The 14,900-nt window shown below is 40.0% G+C and carries 13 protein-coding genes; 4 read left to right on the forward strand and 9 right to left on the reverse strand.

Annotated features, from left to right (window positions below):
• Positions 1 to 26 precede the first annotated feature (26 nt).
• Together ACFQ0C_RS19230 and garR are read left to right on the forward strand one after the other, a co-directional pair.
• On the forward strand, positions 27 to 917 hold the full coding sequence (locus ACFQ0C_RS19230) for a dihydrodipicolinate synthase family protein (RefSeq protein ID WP_379368623.1): 891 nt from the start codon (positions 27 to 29) through the stop codon (positions 915 to 917).
• A 52-nt stretch (positions 918 to 969) separates the two neighbouring features.
• A complete protein-coding gene (garR, locus tag ACFQ0C_RS19235) occupies positions 970 to 1,854 on the forward strand; it encodes a 2-hydroxy-3-oxopropionate reductase (protein WP_379368624.1) in 885 nt (294 codons plus the stop codon).
• A 138-nt stretch (positions 1,855 to 1,992) separates the two neighbouring features.
• Here the strand turns inward: garR and ACFQ0C_RS19240 are convergent, their stop codons facing one another.
• The 9 genes from ACFQ0C_RS19240 to ACFQ0C_RS19285 form a co-directional block, all read right to left on the reverse strand.
• Positions 1,993 to 3,381, reverse strand: a complete 1,389-nt coding sequence (locus ACFQ0C_RS19240) for an amidase (protein WP_379368625.1) — start codon at positions 3,379 to 3,381, stop codon at positions 1,993 to 1,995.
• Entirely contained in the window at positions 3,378 to 3,572 is a 195-nt protein-coding gene (locus ACFQ0C_RS19245; RefSeq protein WP_379368626.1) for a hypothetical protein, read from the reverse strand. Before ACFQ0C_RS19245 ends, ACFQ0C_RS19240 begins: the two co-directional genes overlap by 4 nt.
• Positions 3,573 to 3,587: 15 nt before the next feature.
• Complete coding sequence (locus tag ACFQ0C_RS19250) at positions 3,588 to 4,352, reverse strand: HpcH/HpaI aldolase family protein (protein WP_379368627.1); 765 nt, start codon at positions 4,350 to 4,352, stop codon at positions 3,588 to 3,590.
• Positions 4,353 to 4,376: 24 nt separating this feature from the next.
• A complete protein-coding gene (locus ACFQ0C_RS19255; protein WP_379368628.1) occupies positions 4,377 to 5,195 on the reverse strand; it encodes a carbohydrate ABC transporter permease in 819 nt (272 codons plus the stop codon).
• Between the two features lie 20 nt (positions 5,196 to 5,215).
• Positions 5,216 to 6,079, reverse strand: coding sequence for a carbohydrate ABC transporter permease (locus ACFQ0C_RS19260; protein WP_379368629.1), 864 nt, complete (start codon positions 6,077 to 6,079; stop codon positions 5,216 to 5,218).
• A gap of 31 nt (positions 6,080 to 6,110) precedes the next feature.
• Entirely contained in the window at positions 6,111 to 7,463 is a 1,353-nt protein-coding gene (locus ACFQ0C_RS19265; RefSeq protein ID WP_379368630.1) for an ABC transporter substrate-binding protein, read from the reverse strand.
• A 161-nt stretch (positions 7,464 to 7,624) separates the two neighbouring features.
• Positions 7,625 to 8,815 carry a response regulator transcription factor gene (locus ACFQ0C_RS19270; RefSeq protein ID WP_379368631.1) on the reverse strand — a complete coding sequence of 397 codons (1,191 nt, stop codon included), beginning with the start codon at positions 8,813 to 8,815 and terminating at the stop codon, positions 7,625 to 7,627.
• Positions 8,793 to 10,574: a sensor histidine kinase gene (locus tag ACFQ0C_RS19275; RefSeq protein ID WP_379368632.1), complete on the reverse strand. Its 1,782-nt coding sequence runs from the start codon at positions 10,572 to 10,574 to the stop codon at positions 8,793 to 8,795. Before ACFQ0C_RS19275 ends, ACFQ0C_RS19270 begins: the two co-directional genes overlap by 23 nt.
• Before the next feature lie 963 nt (positions 10,575 to 11,537).
• Positions 11,538 to 12,140, reverse strand: a complete 603-nt coding sequence (locus ACFQ0C_RS19285; protein WP_379368634.1) for a TetR/AcrR family transcriptional regulator — start codon at positions 12,138 to 12,140, stop codon at positions 11,538 to 11,540.
• A 98-nt stretch (positions 12,141 to 12,238) separates the two neighbouring features.
• On the opposite strand from ACFQ0C_RS19285, the gene ACFQ0C_RS19290 reads away from it, so the two are divergent.
• Positions 12,239 to 13,255, forward strand: a complete 1,017-nt coding sequence (locus ACFQ0C_RS19290) for an alpha/beta fold hydrolase (protein WP_379368635.1) — start codon at positions 12,239 to 12,241, stop codon at positions 13,253 to 13,255.
• Positions 13,256 to 13,396: 141 nt separating this feature from the next.
• The gene (locus ACFQ0C_RS19295) at positions 13,397 to 14,899 is read left to right on the forward strand and encodes a serine hydrolase domain-containing protein (RefSeq protein WP_379368636.1); all 1,503 of its coding nucleotides are present in this window, start codon (positions 13,397 to 13,399) and stop codon (positions 14,897 to 14,899) included.
• Position 14,900 lies beyond the last annotated feature (1 nt).

Raw genomic sequence — 14,900 nt, forward strand, 5'->3', positions numbered from 1 at the left:
ACAAGGGCATAAAAGGAGATAAAAATATGGATACAAGTTTTATTCACGGAGTGGTTCCCCCGGTTATTACACCTGTCGATGCCAATGAGTGCGTGGAAGAACAGGGCTTGCGACGAGTTGTTGAGCATGTTATTGAAGGAGGGGTACACGGCGTTCTCGCGCTTGGAAGCAATGGGGAGTTTTTTGGGTTAGATCATGAAGAACAGCAGCGGGCCGTCACTATTATAATCGATCAGATCAAAGGACGAGTTCCCGTCTATGTAGGAATTGGGGCCATTACCACCAAAGAATGCATCAAATTGGCTAGACTTGCGGAACATCTAAAAGCACAGGCTATCACTATCCTGCCGCCCATGTTCCTTAGTCTCAATGAAGACGAGTTGTACCAGCATTTCCTTAAGATTTCCGAATCGACCTCTTTGCCGGTCCTTCTTTACAACAACCCTGATCGTGTCGGCAACAATATCTCAGCGAACTTATTAGAACGGCTGACCGACATTCCCAATATCGTTGGAGTTAAAGATAGCAGCGGTGATTTAACCTTGACCGCAGAATATATCCGAAGAACAAGAAACAAGGGATTTAAAGTCATGGCCGGCAGGGATGTTATGATTCTTGGCTCCTTAGCTTATGGAGCTGTCGGTTGCGTTGCCTCGACTGCTAATATTGTCCCGTCCTTGGTCGTGGAGATTTATGAGAAATTTAAGGCAGGCGATCTGCATGGTGCTTTGGAAGCCCAGTTTAAACTCGCTCCGCTTCGTATGGCATTTAATCTAGGAAGCTTTCCCGTTGCGACTAAGGATGCCGCGAATCTAATTGGACTTAAGGTAGGAAATTCGATCAAGCCGAATACCACTTGTTCGGAGACCCATTTGAATAAACTCAAGGACATACTGAAAGATATGGGCGTACTTTAATAAACTTTCAAATTCCCCAAGGATGGGTTAATAATCAGGAGGCTGTTAATTGATGAAAATTGGATTTATTGGTTTGGGAATCATGGGTAAGCCCATGAGCAAGCATCTATTACAGGCTGGATACAAGCTTGTCGTTCTTGAGAGAAGTAAAAGCGCCGAAGAGCTTGTTGCTGCCGGGGCTGAGGCTGCATCGAGTCCTAAGTCGCTAGCTGAGCAAGTAGACATTATTATTACCATGTTACCCAATCATCCTCAGGTGAAAGAAGTAGTTTTGGGCAAAGATGGCGTGATCGAAGGTGCAAAACAAGGCACTATACTCATTGACATGAGTTCTATTGCACCGCTCGTAAGTCAAGAAATTGCTAAGAAGTTGGCGGAAAAAGGGATAGAAATGCTTGATGCTCCTGTAAGCGGCGGTGAGCCTAAGGCGATTGAAGGGACCCTATCAGTAATGGTGGGCGGCAAAGAAGAAGTATTTGATAAATGTTATCTAATTATGAAGGCAATGGCTGCCTCTGTCGTGCACACGGGTGAGATTGGAGCAGGCAATGTCACCAAACTTGCTAACCAGATTATTGTGGCAATTAATATTGCCGCCATGTCTGAAGCCCTAGTGTTGGCAAGCAAAGCCGGTGTTGAACCGGAATTGGTATATCAAGCTATCCGTGGTGGCTTGGCCGGTAGTACCGTTCTTGATGCAAAGGCGTTACTAGTGATGGATCGTAAATTCGATCCCGGATTCCGCATCAACCTTCATATTAAGGATTTAAGTAACGTACTAGAAACTTCCCATGAAATAGGAGTGCCTCTGCCGCTTACAACTGCGGTCATGGAAATGATGCAATCTCTGAAGACAGATGGAATGGGTGATGATGATCACGGCAGCTTGATAAGATACTATGAAAAAATGGCAAAAGTTGAAGTGAACAGGAAATAAAATGAAAGTAGATGAAGAAAAATATAATCACCTACAGTAATTGATTAGTTCTATCATTGAAAGGACAGACGAATGATTACATTCGGCCTGTCCTTTCCTATTCATATACGATTCCTTAAAAGTCTTATCAGCAGTTTCCTAGAGATTGGATTGTTCCAGAGCAAAAGCAAACCGGTATAATTGTCCTTCATCAAAAGGGTTGCCTATAAATTGTATTCCGACTGGCAAACCACTTTTCGACATGCCGCCAGAAACAGAAATTGCGGGAAAACCGGTTGTATTGCTTGGACCCGTTAAGCGTGCAAGAATACGGGTATGTTCCTTCGTCCCATTAATATCTATTTCTCTCTGCCCAATATCGGTTGGGAGCGTACATAAAGTAGGGGTCATAATTACATTCACCTTGGATAGTGCCTCGTAGTGCATGATGATAGCCTTATGTTTAATTTTCAACATATTTATATACTCGCTTGCTTGAATGAACATCCCTACTATGGCCCGTCCTCTTACTTCTTCTTCAATCCGGTCGGGAACTTCCCTTAAAAGTTTTTCTAACGACGTGTAAGCCTCAGAAGCTAAAAGTATCTGCTGAGCCGCTAAAAGATCATTCATCCCAGGAAGGTCAATATATTCAATTTCGGCTCCAAGTTGTTTTAGTTTTTCCACCGTTAAGTCGAAAATGCGCTGCACTTCCGGATGAATAATATCAAAATAAAAAGAAGATGGAATCCCGATCTTTTTACCTTTAATCCCCGGATCTATCGCTTGAGTATAATCTTCCTTCACAGAATAAACAGAATATATATCTTTTTTATCATGACCTGCAATGACGTTTAACATTATAGCATTATCAGTGACGGTTCGGGTCATGGGGCCCAAATGGTCCAGAGTCTGACATAATGGTATGGCACCATATTTGCTTACCAATCCAAACGTCGGTTTCATTCCTACGATGCCGCAACAAGAGGCAGGCATTCGGATGGACCCCCCCGTATCTGAACCAATTGCGCCATAGCATAGAAAAGCTGCTACGGCAGCGGCCGATCCTGAGCTTGACCCCCCTGTGATTTTAGTTGGATCATAAGGATTTTTTACAGGTCCGAAAAAAGAGCGGTCCCCTGTTGTTCCGTATGCAAACCCGTGCATATTTAGCTTACCAATCATAATGGCTCCCGCATTCTCTAGTCGGGTCACAATTTCTGCATCATAATCAGGAACAAAGTCTTGATAAACTTCAGAACCAAATGTTGTTTTTATGCCCTTTGTATAGATTAAATCCTTTAATCCAATAGGAATGCCATGGAGATGACCTTTATAATTTCCATTTGCAATTTCCTGTTCGGCCTTTTTGGCAGCGTTTAACGATTGTTCCTCCAAGACCGTAATGAATGAATTGAGTTCTTTATCTTTTTGAGCGATGACGTCCAGACTGGCTGCTGTTACTTCCACAGGAGAAATGGCTCTATCCTTGATACTTTGGCTTAGCTCAGCTATACTCCATTCTAAAAAATGATTCGATGTGTTCATTGGTCCGTTCCCCCCCTTATCTGAACATGAGAAAAAATAGGGTCAGGATCAATCAAATGATCACTGGAACTAACTGATTCAATTTTCATCCTTATTGATTCGGCTTCTAAATAAAGAGATTGTAAATTGAAATAACCGGAATCAATACTATTCTTTTCAAGCATCATCGTAACATAGTTTGGAACATTCATACCTTCACTTCCTAACTAAATATTTTTAACGGACTTAAGATGGGCTTTTAGAGATTGGGTTAAATGCGAAGCATCCACCGCAGGCGTCGTTACAAAGCTTGCGCCCATGCCGAGGACTTCTTTTAATTCACTAGGTCTAAATGCCGGAATTCCCACCTTGATCCCTGCTTTGTTCGACTTGTCCATCACAACTTGAATAGCTTGCCTTACCTCCGGATGCGTTACTTGTCCAGGAAGACCGAATGAACCGGCCAAATCGGAGGGACCTATAAATAACAGATCCAATCCTTGAACTGTAATAATTTCGTCGATGTTTTCCACGGCTTCCACATCTTCAATCATTCCGATGACCAATACCCGTTCGTTTTCTTGTTTCATATGTTCTGTAATGAGCACTCCACCATATCTGGCTACTCGAGTCGAACCATCAATGCCTCGATGACCTATGGGCTGGTATTTGGCCATTCCGACGATTTTTTCTCCCTGCTGTTTGGATACGAGATGAGGAATCATCACAGCGTCAGCACCGGACTCTACTGCTCTGAGTATAGATCCATAATCATCCTGCGGTGTTCTGACTATGGATGAAATATTGGCAATTCGCGCCGCACGTATCATATGCTCCATCATTTGCAAATCTAATGCGGTATGTTCAAGATCAATCACAACATAGTCATAACCGACGTAACCCAAAATTTCGATAACAGCAGGGTCCTTCAGAGCGGAAAAAATACCGTAAGCGGTTTGACCGCCGGCTAGCACTTCTTTTAATTTATGCATTTCACATTCTCCTTGTATTAGCATTTATCCCTTGACAGAACCCAATGTAATCCCCTGAACGAAGCTTCTTTGGAGCAACAGAAAGAATAGTATCATAGGAACTGCGGCTATGGATGCCCCGGTCAGGGCAATTCCAAAATCAATTCTATTTTCATCATATGCAGCAGTAGCTATCCCTAGCGGTAGAGTTAACATTGCTTTAGATTGCAAAATAATAAGTTGCCATAAATAATCGTTCCAAGTATACATAAATGAAAATATGGCTAGGGCTCCAAGTGCCGGCAAAAGCAGTGGTAAGATGATTGTCGCAAACGTTCTCAATTCGCCGGCTCCATCAATAGTAGCTGCCTCAATAATTTCATCCGGAATCGACTTGGCAAACTGTCGAATGAGAAAGACTCCAAATGGATAGGCAATGGCAGGCAAAATCAACCCTAAATAGCTATCGATAAGTCCTAGATCACGACACAAAATGTAAAGCGGTACCAAAATCACCTGATGCGGCATCATCATTGTGACGATCACACAGGCAAACCATATTTTGTTTCCGGGAAACTTTTTCTTTGCATATGCATATCCGGCCATCGCGGAAAATATTAAAACAAATACAACTGTGACAAGGCAAGTAAATACACTGTTGAATATCCATGTCACTAACGGCTTTGTCTTAAATAGAAGGATATAATTATCAAAGCTGAATTTGTTTGGAAACCAATCTGGGGGCACAGCCCATATCTCAACTTGCGATTTAAAAGAGCCGGTAACCAACCAATACAATGGGAAAATAAAAATGATTGCCGCAATAATTAATATTAAATATTTGAAGATGACATTAATTTGCATTAGCAAAGAGTCTCCTTTTCTTACTCGCCTTTAGATCTCAAAATTCTAAACTGTAAAACTGCAATAAGCATAATAATAAAGAACAATACAACACTTTGAGCTGAAGCTTTGCCAAATTCCAAATCTATAAAAGCGGTTTGATATATAGTATATACAAGAGATTCTGTGCCATGAAACGGACCACCTTTGGTTAACAAATAGACGACTGTGAATATTTGGAATACACTGATCGTTGAAGTAATCACGATTAATATAGTCGTGTTAGCAATCAAAGGCAATGTAATCTTAACAAAGGTTTGAATCGAATTAGCTCCATCCAATTCAGCAGATTCAAACAGGTCTTTTGATATTCCGTCCATTGACGATAAATACAAAATAATAGGTTGGCCGATCATCCAAGTAATAACCACTGCGGCTAAGGCAAGAATAGCTGTAAGTTGATTGGAAAACACATCGATAGGCTGGAATCCAAGCTCCTGTAAAAAATAATTAAGTATGCCAAAGCTGGGGTTATAAATCCAAGCCCAAACCAAGGAAAGCACAACAGGCGTACTTACAACCGGCAAATAAAAAACAAGACGAAAAAAACTTTTGGCATGTTTATGAAATCCTTGCATCATTACGGCAAAAAGCAGGGAAATACAGACCGTAATCGGAACTATGATGATTACAAAGTAGAACGTATTTACAAACGATTTTACAAACCGCTCTTCATGAAACAAAGAAATATAATTATGAAATCCTACAAAGGCTTTAGAATAAATATCCGCTTCGAACAAACTAAGATAGAAAGTATGAAGTAGAGGATAGATTAAAAACAAAGCAAGAAAAAATAAGTTAGGCAATATGAAAAAATAACCCCAAGCTCCATTGCGAAATCTCATCAGTCATACACACCTCAGTGAACTATTTTCGTTATTTTTTAGAAGCCAAATTATTTGCGGTATTTACAAAATCATTTAAAGCTTGCTGTGGTGTTTTGGCTTTCAGGAAAGCAGCTTGCATTTCCGGATAGAAACTTTGTCTGAGCTTAGAATACCAAGTTACACCTCTACCTTGATCTATTTTTTCCAGTTTATTCATTTCGACAATCAGTTCAGCATAGTCCTTATTTGGAGCTGCATATGTGGATGAGATACGGGCAGGTTCAGATACTGCAGATTTACTTATAGCACTGATATTTTCGGGCTTTGCCAAAAATTTAATAAATTCCAGAGCCGCTTTTCTTTTTTCCGGGTCCTTCTGTTTAAATAGAGCAATTCCATTTTCAGAGTTAATCACTAATTTGGGGGTAACACCCTCTTTGTATACCGGAATAATTCCATAAGGTTCAACATTGGAAGCGATGGCTGATCCCTTCTTAATGTCTGCTGCTATGTCCATATATACATTGATCTGTTGATACATGGTTGCTAATTTTCCTTGTTCGAATAATTGTATGGTATCTATAGCCTCCATATTTGCAGTACCCGGGGCAACCAATCCTTCATCCGCCAGCTTTAACATAAACGTTAGTGCTTCCACACCCTCAGGGCCATTCAATAAATACTTGGAAAAATCTTCATTTGCCCATTTGGCTCCGCTGCTCATAATAAGAGATTGCATTAATTGGTCTTGCTGCTCACTTTTTGCAAAAAATGCGGTCCCATAGACGTTTTCGTCTGCAACCAACTTCATCGCATCTTTCCATTGCGTCCATGTCCACTTTCTGTCTTTTGGCAATAAATGCGTCAGATTTTTTTTATCAAAGATTGCTTTGTTGACAAACATCATTCCGGGACAACTGAATAGGGTAAGTGCATATAACTTGTTATTGTAAGTACCCAAATCTAAGTAAGATTGTTTCCAGTCGGCTTTATCCTCTTTTATGATTTCATCCAAAGGTTCTAATTGGCCGTTTTTGGCATGTCTTATCATACGAAGAGGGGTGTTATCGAGTAAAATGTCGGGTGGATTATTTCCTGCTACGGCAACGTTTACTTTTTGCTCAATATCTTTAAACGGAACGACTTCGACATTTACAGTTACATTAGGATGGATTTTCTTGAATTCTTCAGCTTTTGCTTTTTCCCAGTCTCCAAAGTTTGGACTATTGTAGCCATCAACATTTTTGAAAGCCGTTCCTGCCCAAAATGTAATCGTAATCGGCTTGCTGCCTTCTCCGTTCCTTGAAGCTTCATCCTTGGAATCTTCTTTCTCTGCACATCCCATTGTGAACAGGGTCAGAGTTAATAGCATAACTACACCTTTTAACATTGATTTTTGCATAGCGCACACCCTTCTTTTTCATTTATAAAACGCTTACAAAAAAATTATACCCGGATCTGGCTGCATACTAAATGAACGATTTATATAGCTTTCTGTCATTTATTCAGATTATTTCGTGCCATGTTCACTTTTTGAAGAGGGATATTCACTTTTTTAATAACTCATTTAAATTGTTGTCTATATTGACTAGGGTTCATTCCCGTTACTTTCTTAAAAATCCGGCCAAAGTAATTGATATTCACATATCCCACCTTTTCTGCAATGATATAGCTTGGAAGGTCGGTATTTTGCAAATATTCAACAGCCTTGTCGATCCTAATTTGGGTAATAAATTCTATGAAATTTTTTTTGGTCTCCTTCTTAAATACAAAGCTTAAGTATCCTTCACTCATGTTCACATATTCCGCAGCCCTCTTAAGAGATATATTTTCATTATAATGAATTAACATATAATCGATTAACTTCTGCACTTCATTCCTGTACGATCCTCGTCTTAAAGAACCCTCTGCCTGTTCATAGGCGGTTTTCATCCCACTTAAATGGCCAAAGGAATCACTGAAGCCAATGCTGATCGAAAGGTTCAAAAAACGTTTTACAGCCACGATCGTATCTTCTCCCAGTATGAATAATTCATTTTCTGTCTTTTTGAAATCTTCATCTCCAGAGGACATAATCACCATATACTCATTTTCTTTATATCGAAGAATGTGTCCATCCATCCATTTATTCATATACCCGATAGCCAAATTCATGAAAGTATATTCACTTGCTTGATCCATTTTATCAGCATCATATTGATGAATTTTCAGTAATAGAAGATAATGGTGGTTACAATCCTTCCATTGTAAGCTGTCAGCAACCTGCTTCAAACGGTAATCGTTGAGGGGCTCTTCCAACAACAGTCTTATCAAGACTGCTTTTCGAGAATCATCCTGTACGGGCTCTGCATATTTATCCATCAATCCTTCACGACTCAATACAATCTTCTTCGCGGTTTCTTTAAGTATAGTTAACAATTCTGAAGGCTTCATAGAGGTTTTGAGTATATAGTCCTCTACGCCAAGCTTCATTGCATTTCTTACATAATCATAGTCATTGTGACTGCTCAAAACTATGATTTTAATCAATGGATAGCACTGCTTTATTTTCTCGATAAGCTCCAACCCATTCATATTGGGCATCAAAATGTCAGTCAAAACGATATCCGGCACGGTTCGTTTGATCAATTCGAAGGCTTTCTCCCCGTCCGCAGCATCACCGACATATTGAAAGCCTTCTTCTTCCCAGTCAATCGACGATTTGATTCCAATCCTGACTAAAATTTCATCATCAACGATCAATATCTTCAACATAGGCTTTTTCCTCTTTCCGAACGTCTGCTGGAAGCACAATTTCAACGATTGTACCCGCAAACCTCTCACTATGAATAGTAATTCCATATTTTTTACCGTATTGCAATTGAATTCTATCATGAACATTCTTGATACCAACTCTTTTTATTTTCCTTACATCCTGCTTAGATGTAAAAGAATCCTTAATTTCTTCTAATTTAACCGGATCAATACCTAGCCCATTATCTTTAATTTGAATAACCAATTGATGATCCCGCCGGGTAGCGTCAATATGAATGACACCCTTACCCTTCATTTGATCTATACCATGATAGATGGAATTTTCGACGATAGGCTGCAGAATAAATTTAATTACTTCACACTGAAGCAGATCCTCAGGAATATCGTAGATGATGGAAAGCAATTCATTGTACTTGATCTTCTGAAGAATAACATAATTATGAATGTATGCTATTTCCTGTTTAAGTGTAATGATATCCTCGTCTCTACCAATACTTGCTTCCAAAATGACTGCCATACAGGATAACATCTCCGCTACTTCGTGGTCTTTTCTAATATACGCCATCCATTTTATATTATTAAGGGTATTAAGAATGAAGTGAGGATTAATCTGTGATTGCAGCGCCCTAAACCTCATATCTTCCTTTTGCTCATATTCCATTTTCAATCGATCCAACAAATCTTTAATCCGTTTTGTCATCTTATTATAGGTATGAATCAAACTGGCGATTTCATCTGTACCCTTGATATCAATTATATCGCTTGAGTCTTTGTTATCCATGTCTCCCATTTTCTTCTTTAGCAATTTTAAAGGCTTCGAAATTCGAAATGAAATCGAAATCGAAATCAAAAGGAACACTAAAAAAATAACTCCGACAATAAAAATATTCGCTTTTCTTATATTGAAAATTTCCTTAAATACCGTATCATAGGGAATAAGCTGAACAATCTTCCAATCTGTTTTAGGAATAGTCCTATAACTAACAATCATCTTCTTATTGTTAATTTCTTCAATCATTTGACCCATTTCCGTTTTGATCACTTTTTGGATATACGGTTCCCCCGACAAGTCCTTCCGAAAAAAAGAGGGCTCCGCGTGGGAGAGAACAATCCCGTTTTTGTCGATCAAAAAGACTTCACCTTCAAGCTGCATCAAAATTTTTCGTATATCACTTTCGACAATACTTATCATAACTATTCCAATATTATCATTAGAACTGGTATCCCTAATTAATTTTGCCACCGATATAAGCGGACGTGTATCCGTGAATGTGTAGTTGTCAGGTTGGTATATCCACAGGAACCTATCATTAGAATTTAGGATGTCCGTATACCACGAAGTACTTTTTAATTGTTCATATTTTCCGGGCAGGACATACCACGAAGTATACAATCCTCCTGAAAAATCCATGAAGGTAATATAATTTTCTGTTTTAATCAAGTAAGAGTTATGCAAAGTTTTCATCATATTGTTCGAAATACGAAATTTCTCATAATCGGTGTATTGGCTCGTTTTTTTTAACATAGACAGTATATTTTGATCCAACGAAATGGCCGTAATAGAATCCAACATCTTTTCCAATGTATTATCTATATTTAAACTGACCAAGTTCAAAGCATCCTGAATCGAGGTCCCTATTTTGCTTTCAATCGTTTTTTCTAATGGTTTATCCAAATAGAAAAAAGTTAGACAAAATGGAATGATCAGAAAGAAGAAAATGGAGACGAAAATTTTCCCTTGAATCGTGCGAAACCCCATAAACAATCACCTATTTTCATATAAGTACGTTACATGAATTCCTTTCAGTATCGTCACGAAAAAATATTAAATGTTCGAAAACGCTTACAGCAAAAAAAAGAAGAACAATACATTAGCTACTACATAACTTTCCAAGTGTAACCTCGCGATATTATCCAAAGAAACGAAAGCTGCCAGAACATATCATTATTATACAATAGTGTCATGTTCCTTGTCCTATTCAAAGAAAATACCCGTTTTTTAGACGGGTATCAAACGATTTGTGTTCTTATAGTCGACAGTTCTCATCACATCAACTACCAATAAACTATTCTGCTTGTGATATTTTGATATTCCATAATTAATTAAATTTTAAAGATTACATAAAAAATTAATTAAATTAAACAATAAGTGCATTATAATGTTCCTCTCTATCAATACATTGCTTACATTTCTCTGTGGAAATCAAGCTATCATTTTCACAACCAGGGCATTTCATCCCAAAATATTCTAGCATTCCAATGCACGCTCGCTCTTTTTTAATTTTGATACATTATTCGTTCCATTCAGGATCTACGTAGACTTCAACACCTTGACGCAATTATTATTGTCTATTTGTTACAATCACCATTGAAGCCTTTTTGGAGTGGCTGAAACTGGACATGTAACACATCCCGTTGAAGAAGTTCAGTAAATGTATACGGCTTATTTTCCTTTAGCCATCTCAGACGAGAACGCGCCGTTGGGTGCAAATCAAGCGAATTTTCAATTTCATAGCAGTTAAAGCGGTAGGTTCCCCCCATCCGAATCTACAACCATCAATATATCCTTGTTATCATCATAAAGAGATTGTTTTTTATTAATAAGCTAAATAAGTTGTTTAATGATCCCCTTACAAGAACCTTTCTCCTTATCGCGGTTCCATAGCTAATGCATCAGTCAGGGGGAGGCGATACAGTACACAGTCTGGGCTATTCGCTTAATCTACTTTTCCGTAAAGGTACATAACGCGGTCAAATGAGATTCAATGATATATTCCAGCCTTTCAACTGATAGCCGTTTCGGTTGCATAATTCTGTGCACAGCTAATCCGTCGATGAGCGCGTACAGTTTCTCCGTCTCCAACTCGATGTCCATGCCTGGTCTGGACAACTTATTCTTAATAAGCTCCTCCACAACGAAACGCGAAGCTTTATATAACCCATCCTGAACAGTCGAGCCTATCCTTCCCAATTCCGTATAGATCAGCGCTTTTGAATGAAAGGCAAACCATACCTCCGTTTCTAAAGTTCTCTCGTCATCAACGGGCAAAAACTGCAGCAACAGCCGCTTTAAATCCAACAGCAAAGGCCCTTCAAACTCGAAAGCTTCCAGCCTTTTCTCGACTCGTTCGATAAACAAATTCATACAAAAGGAAAACAGCTCCACCTGCGTAGAGAAATAGTGGCGCATGGAACCGGTGGACAATCCTGCCTCTTCAGCAATTCTGCGCACGGTGGCCTGCTCCAGACCCGACTGCCGGATCACCCTTAAAGCAGCTTCTGCGACTATACGTCTTTGAGTATCATGGTTCACGATTTTAGGCATGTTTATATTATATGTTCTTTTCTTTTTTAATACAACGTGCTAAAATCATTTTTATAATACGTTGTGCTAAATAAATGCAAGCTTGAGAGGAACCCTACATGAACAGAACCGAAAAGCGAAAGAAGAAGTCTAAATGGAGAAAGCTGAAATATGGATCTTTGATTGCATTAGCTAGCATGACCATTGCCATCGGCTCTGGTTTCACTTATGAAGCCATCGCTTCCAATCAAGGGGCAAGGGATTACCCACCCCCTGGCAAACTGGTGGATGCGGGCGGATATGAACTTCATCTTGTAAAATCCGGGGGCGGCTCCCCAGCGATTGTTCTCGAATCGGGAAGCGGAGAAACAAGCTTGTCCTGGCGCGATATCCCAAACGATCTCGCCACATACGCTACCGTTGTCACTTACGACCGGGCCGGATATGCTTGGAGCGAGATGGCGAGCAGCGAACGTACCGGAGATAACATTGTCCGCGAACTTTATACAGCATTGAAAAAGGAAGGTATACAAGGGCCTTACCTTATGGTTGGCCATTCTTTGGGTGGGATGTATGCCCGGCTATTCGCCCAAACTTACCGGGATGAGGTTATGGGTCTAGTGCTTGTGGATGCCAGACCTGAGGATGATGCTCAAGATACCAAAGCGATTCTGGAGGAGGAGAAATTCGCTGGAAATCCGCCTGCATCCACCCTCAAACTACTCAAGCAGTCAGGAATCTTGCGTCTGCTCCAGAACAATTTACTGAAGGGCTTGGTAGCGGAGGAAGACAGCGGGCAATTTATCAATATCATTGCTACCCCAAGCTACTTTAAAGCGAAGGAAGAAGAGGCAAAATTTGCTTATTCCACCGAAGATGCCATTCGTGGACAACGTTTAGGCTCGTTGCCAGTACGAATTATTGCGCGAGGCGTTCCGCAGGATTACACCCAAGCGGGAATTTCGGTAGCAGGCGGACGGAAGCTTGAGAAGATTTGGCAGTCCGGACAGCAAAAAATGCTCGATATTTCAACCGACAGCCATTTAATCGTTGCCGAAAAAAGCGGCCATATGGTCATTCACGACCAGCCGGAGCTGGTGGTTGATACGATACTCGGTTTATTGCCGTGGCGTTAGTCCGTTTCAAACCGCCCAGTGATCACACCGTTATCTCCATGCATGTCTCGCCGGCATCCTCCATTCGTTCGTTATCAAAGGTATTTGCAGAACATTTACTTCCTTGTTGAAAAGCATAAATATATCCGAAAGGAATGGATTATGAAATTATCTGTAAGAATTGTCATGCTTATGATGTTCGCTTTTATGCTGTCGGTTAGCGGTTTTACACCGATTACAGCAAACGCTGAATCCAATGAAAAAATACGGAAGATCGAACAGTTTATTGATGAACAAAGAAACACGAGTGAAATTCCAGGAATTTCGGTAGTTATTGTGGAGAAGGGTAAAACCGTTTATCAGAGAGGCTTCGGGTACGCCGATGTAAAATCGAAAACACCGGTGACCGCTAACACTTTATTTGAAATCGGTTCTACAACTAAAGCTTTCACAGGTGCAGCCATTTTACAATTGGAAAAGGAGGGTTTGTTAAAACGGACCGATGATGTCCAGCAGTATATACCGTGGTTGAAACTATCTTATAATGGGGAGCCGCAAGCAATTACGTTAGATCACTTGCTTCATCATACCAGCGGAATTGCTTCCAATACAATAGCTCTTATTCCTGAGAGTAATGCAAGTAACGCCCTTGAGTTGACTGTAAAAACATTGCAGGATCAGCAGCTAAAGCGTAAGCCGGGCAGCTCTTTCGAATACGCGACAATCAATTATGATGTATTGGGGCTCGTGATCGAGATTGTAACGAAAAAGCCTTATGATGTATATATGAAACAGCATATTTTAGACCCGATAGGAATGAAGGATTCGTTTGTTGGTCTGCATCAAGCCCAAACCACTCATATGGCTACCGGATATAAAATAGGATTTACGAAGGAGCAAGCTTACACACCGCCAATCTATCGAGGGAATGTACCGGCGGGGTATATTATCAGTAACACGAATGATATAGAGAAATGGATGAACCTTCAGTTAGGAAACGATTTGAGCAATTCTATCGACAAACAGCTAATAAACGATTCACATATCCCTGACCAGACCGTTGAGCCTTTCGATAAAAATACCCACTATGCTTACGGATGGGGAATCCTGAAAGAAAACAATAAAAAATATATTCTTCATGCAGGGGAGAATCCGACATTTTCGTCCTATTTCATTATGCAGCCCGATGAAAAATTAGGAGTAGCCATTTTGGCCAATATGAGATCAAGTTTTACGACGGCCATAGGCCAAGGAGTGATGGATCTATGGGAGGGGAAGAATGTAACCAATAATCATATGGATAGCTACCAAAAGTTAGATCAAATCGTCACGATAATATGTATGGTCGTCGGTTGTTTCGGTACATTGTTCATGTTGTTCACGATAAAAATTTTGGGGAAGCTCGCTAAAAAGCAACGGAATTGGACATCGTTAAATGGAAAAAGGCTTCTACTATTCATATTGCATACCTTGATCGTTGCAGCAAGTTGGACATTTGTGATAATGATTCCGAAAATTTTACTTGGGGGATTGCCTTGGGCATTTATAAAAGTATGGGCTCCAACTACAATCTCGCTGACTCTTTACAGTACCCTAGTTTTAGTCATCATCTATTTTATTTTTGGGTCATTGCTTGTGTTTACCAAGAAAACGAAGTTGCGGTAGA

Source organism: Paenibacillus sp. GCM10027630 (assembly GCF_042676305.1).
Taxonomy (GTDB): domain Bacteria; phylum Bacillota; class Bacilli; order Paenibacillales; family NBRC-103111; genus Paenibacillus_S.

What these genes read in the sequence shown, in the direction of transcription:
- ACFQ0C_RS19230 (WP_379368623.1), top strand. Translation starts at nt 27, where the DNA reads ATGGATACAAGTTTTATTCACGGAGTGGTTCCCCCGGTTATTACACCT.
- garR (WP_379368624.1), top strand. Translation starts at nt 970, where the DNA reads ATGAAAATTGGATTTATTGGTTTGGGAATCATGGGTAAGCCCATGAGC.
- ACFQ0C_RS19240 (WP_379368625.1), bottom strand. Translation starts at nt 3,381, where the DNA reads ATGAACACATCGAATCATTTTTTAGAATGGAGTATAGCTGAGCTAAGC.
- ACFQ0C_RS19245 (WP_379368626.1), bottom strand. Translation starts at nt 3,572, where the DNA reads ATGAATGTTCCAAACTATGTTACGATGATGCTTGAAAAGAATAGTATT.
- ACFQ0C_RS19250 (WP_379368627.1), bottom strand. Translation starts at nt 4,352, where the DNA reads ATGCATAAATTAAAAGAAGTGCTAGCCGGCGGTCAAACCGCTTACGGT.
- ACFQ0C_RS19255 (WP_379368628.1), bottom strand. Translation starts at nt 5,195, where the DNA reads ATGCAAATTAATGTCATCTTCAAATATTTAATATTAATTATTGCGGCA.
- ACFQ0C_RS19260 (WP_379368629.1), bottom strand. Translation starts at nt 6,079, where the DNA reads ATGAGATTTCGCAATGGAGCTTGGGGTTATTTTTTCATATTGCCTAAC.
- ACFQ0C_RS19265 (WP_379368630.1), bottom strand. Translation starts at nt 7,463, where the DNA reads ATGCAAAAATCAATGTTAAAAGGTGTAGTTATGCTATTAACTCTGACC.
- ACFQ0C_RS19270 (WP_379368631.1), bottom strand. Translation starts at nt 8,815, where the DNA reads ATGTTGAAGATATTGATCGTTGATGATGAAATTTTAGTCAGGATTGGA.
- ACFQ0C_RS19275 (WP_379368632.1), bottom strand. Translation starts at nt 10,574, where the DNA reads ATGGGGTTTCGCACGATTCAAGGGAAAATTTTCGTCTCCATTTTCTTC.
- ACFQ0C_RS19285 (WP_379368634.1), bottom strand. Translation starts at nt 12,140, where the DNA reads ATGCCTAAAATCGTGAACCATGATACTCAAAGACGTATAGTCGCAGAA.
- ACFQ0C_RS19290 (WP_379368635.1), top strand. Translation starts at nt 12,239, where the DNA reads ATGAACAGAACCGAAAAGCGAAAGAAGAAGTCTAAATGGAGAAAGCTG.
- ACFQ0C_RS19295 (WP_379368636.1), top strand. Translation starts at nt 13,397, where the DNA reads ATGAAATTATCTGTAAGAATTGTCATGCTTATGATGTTCGCTTTTATG.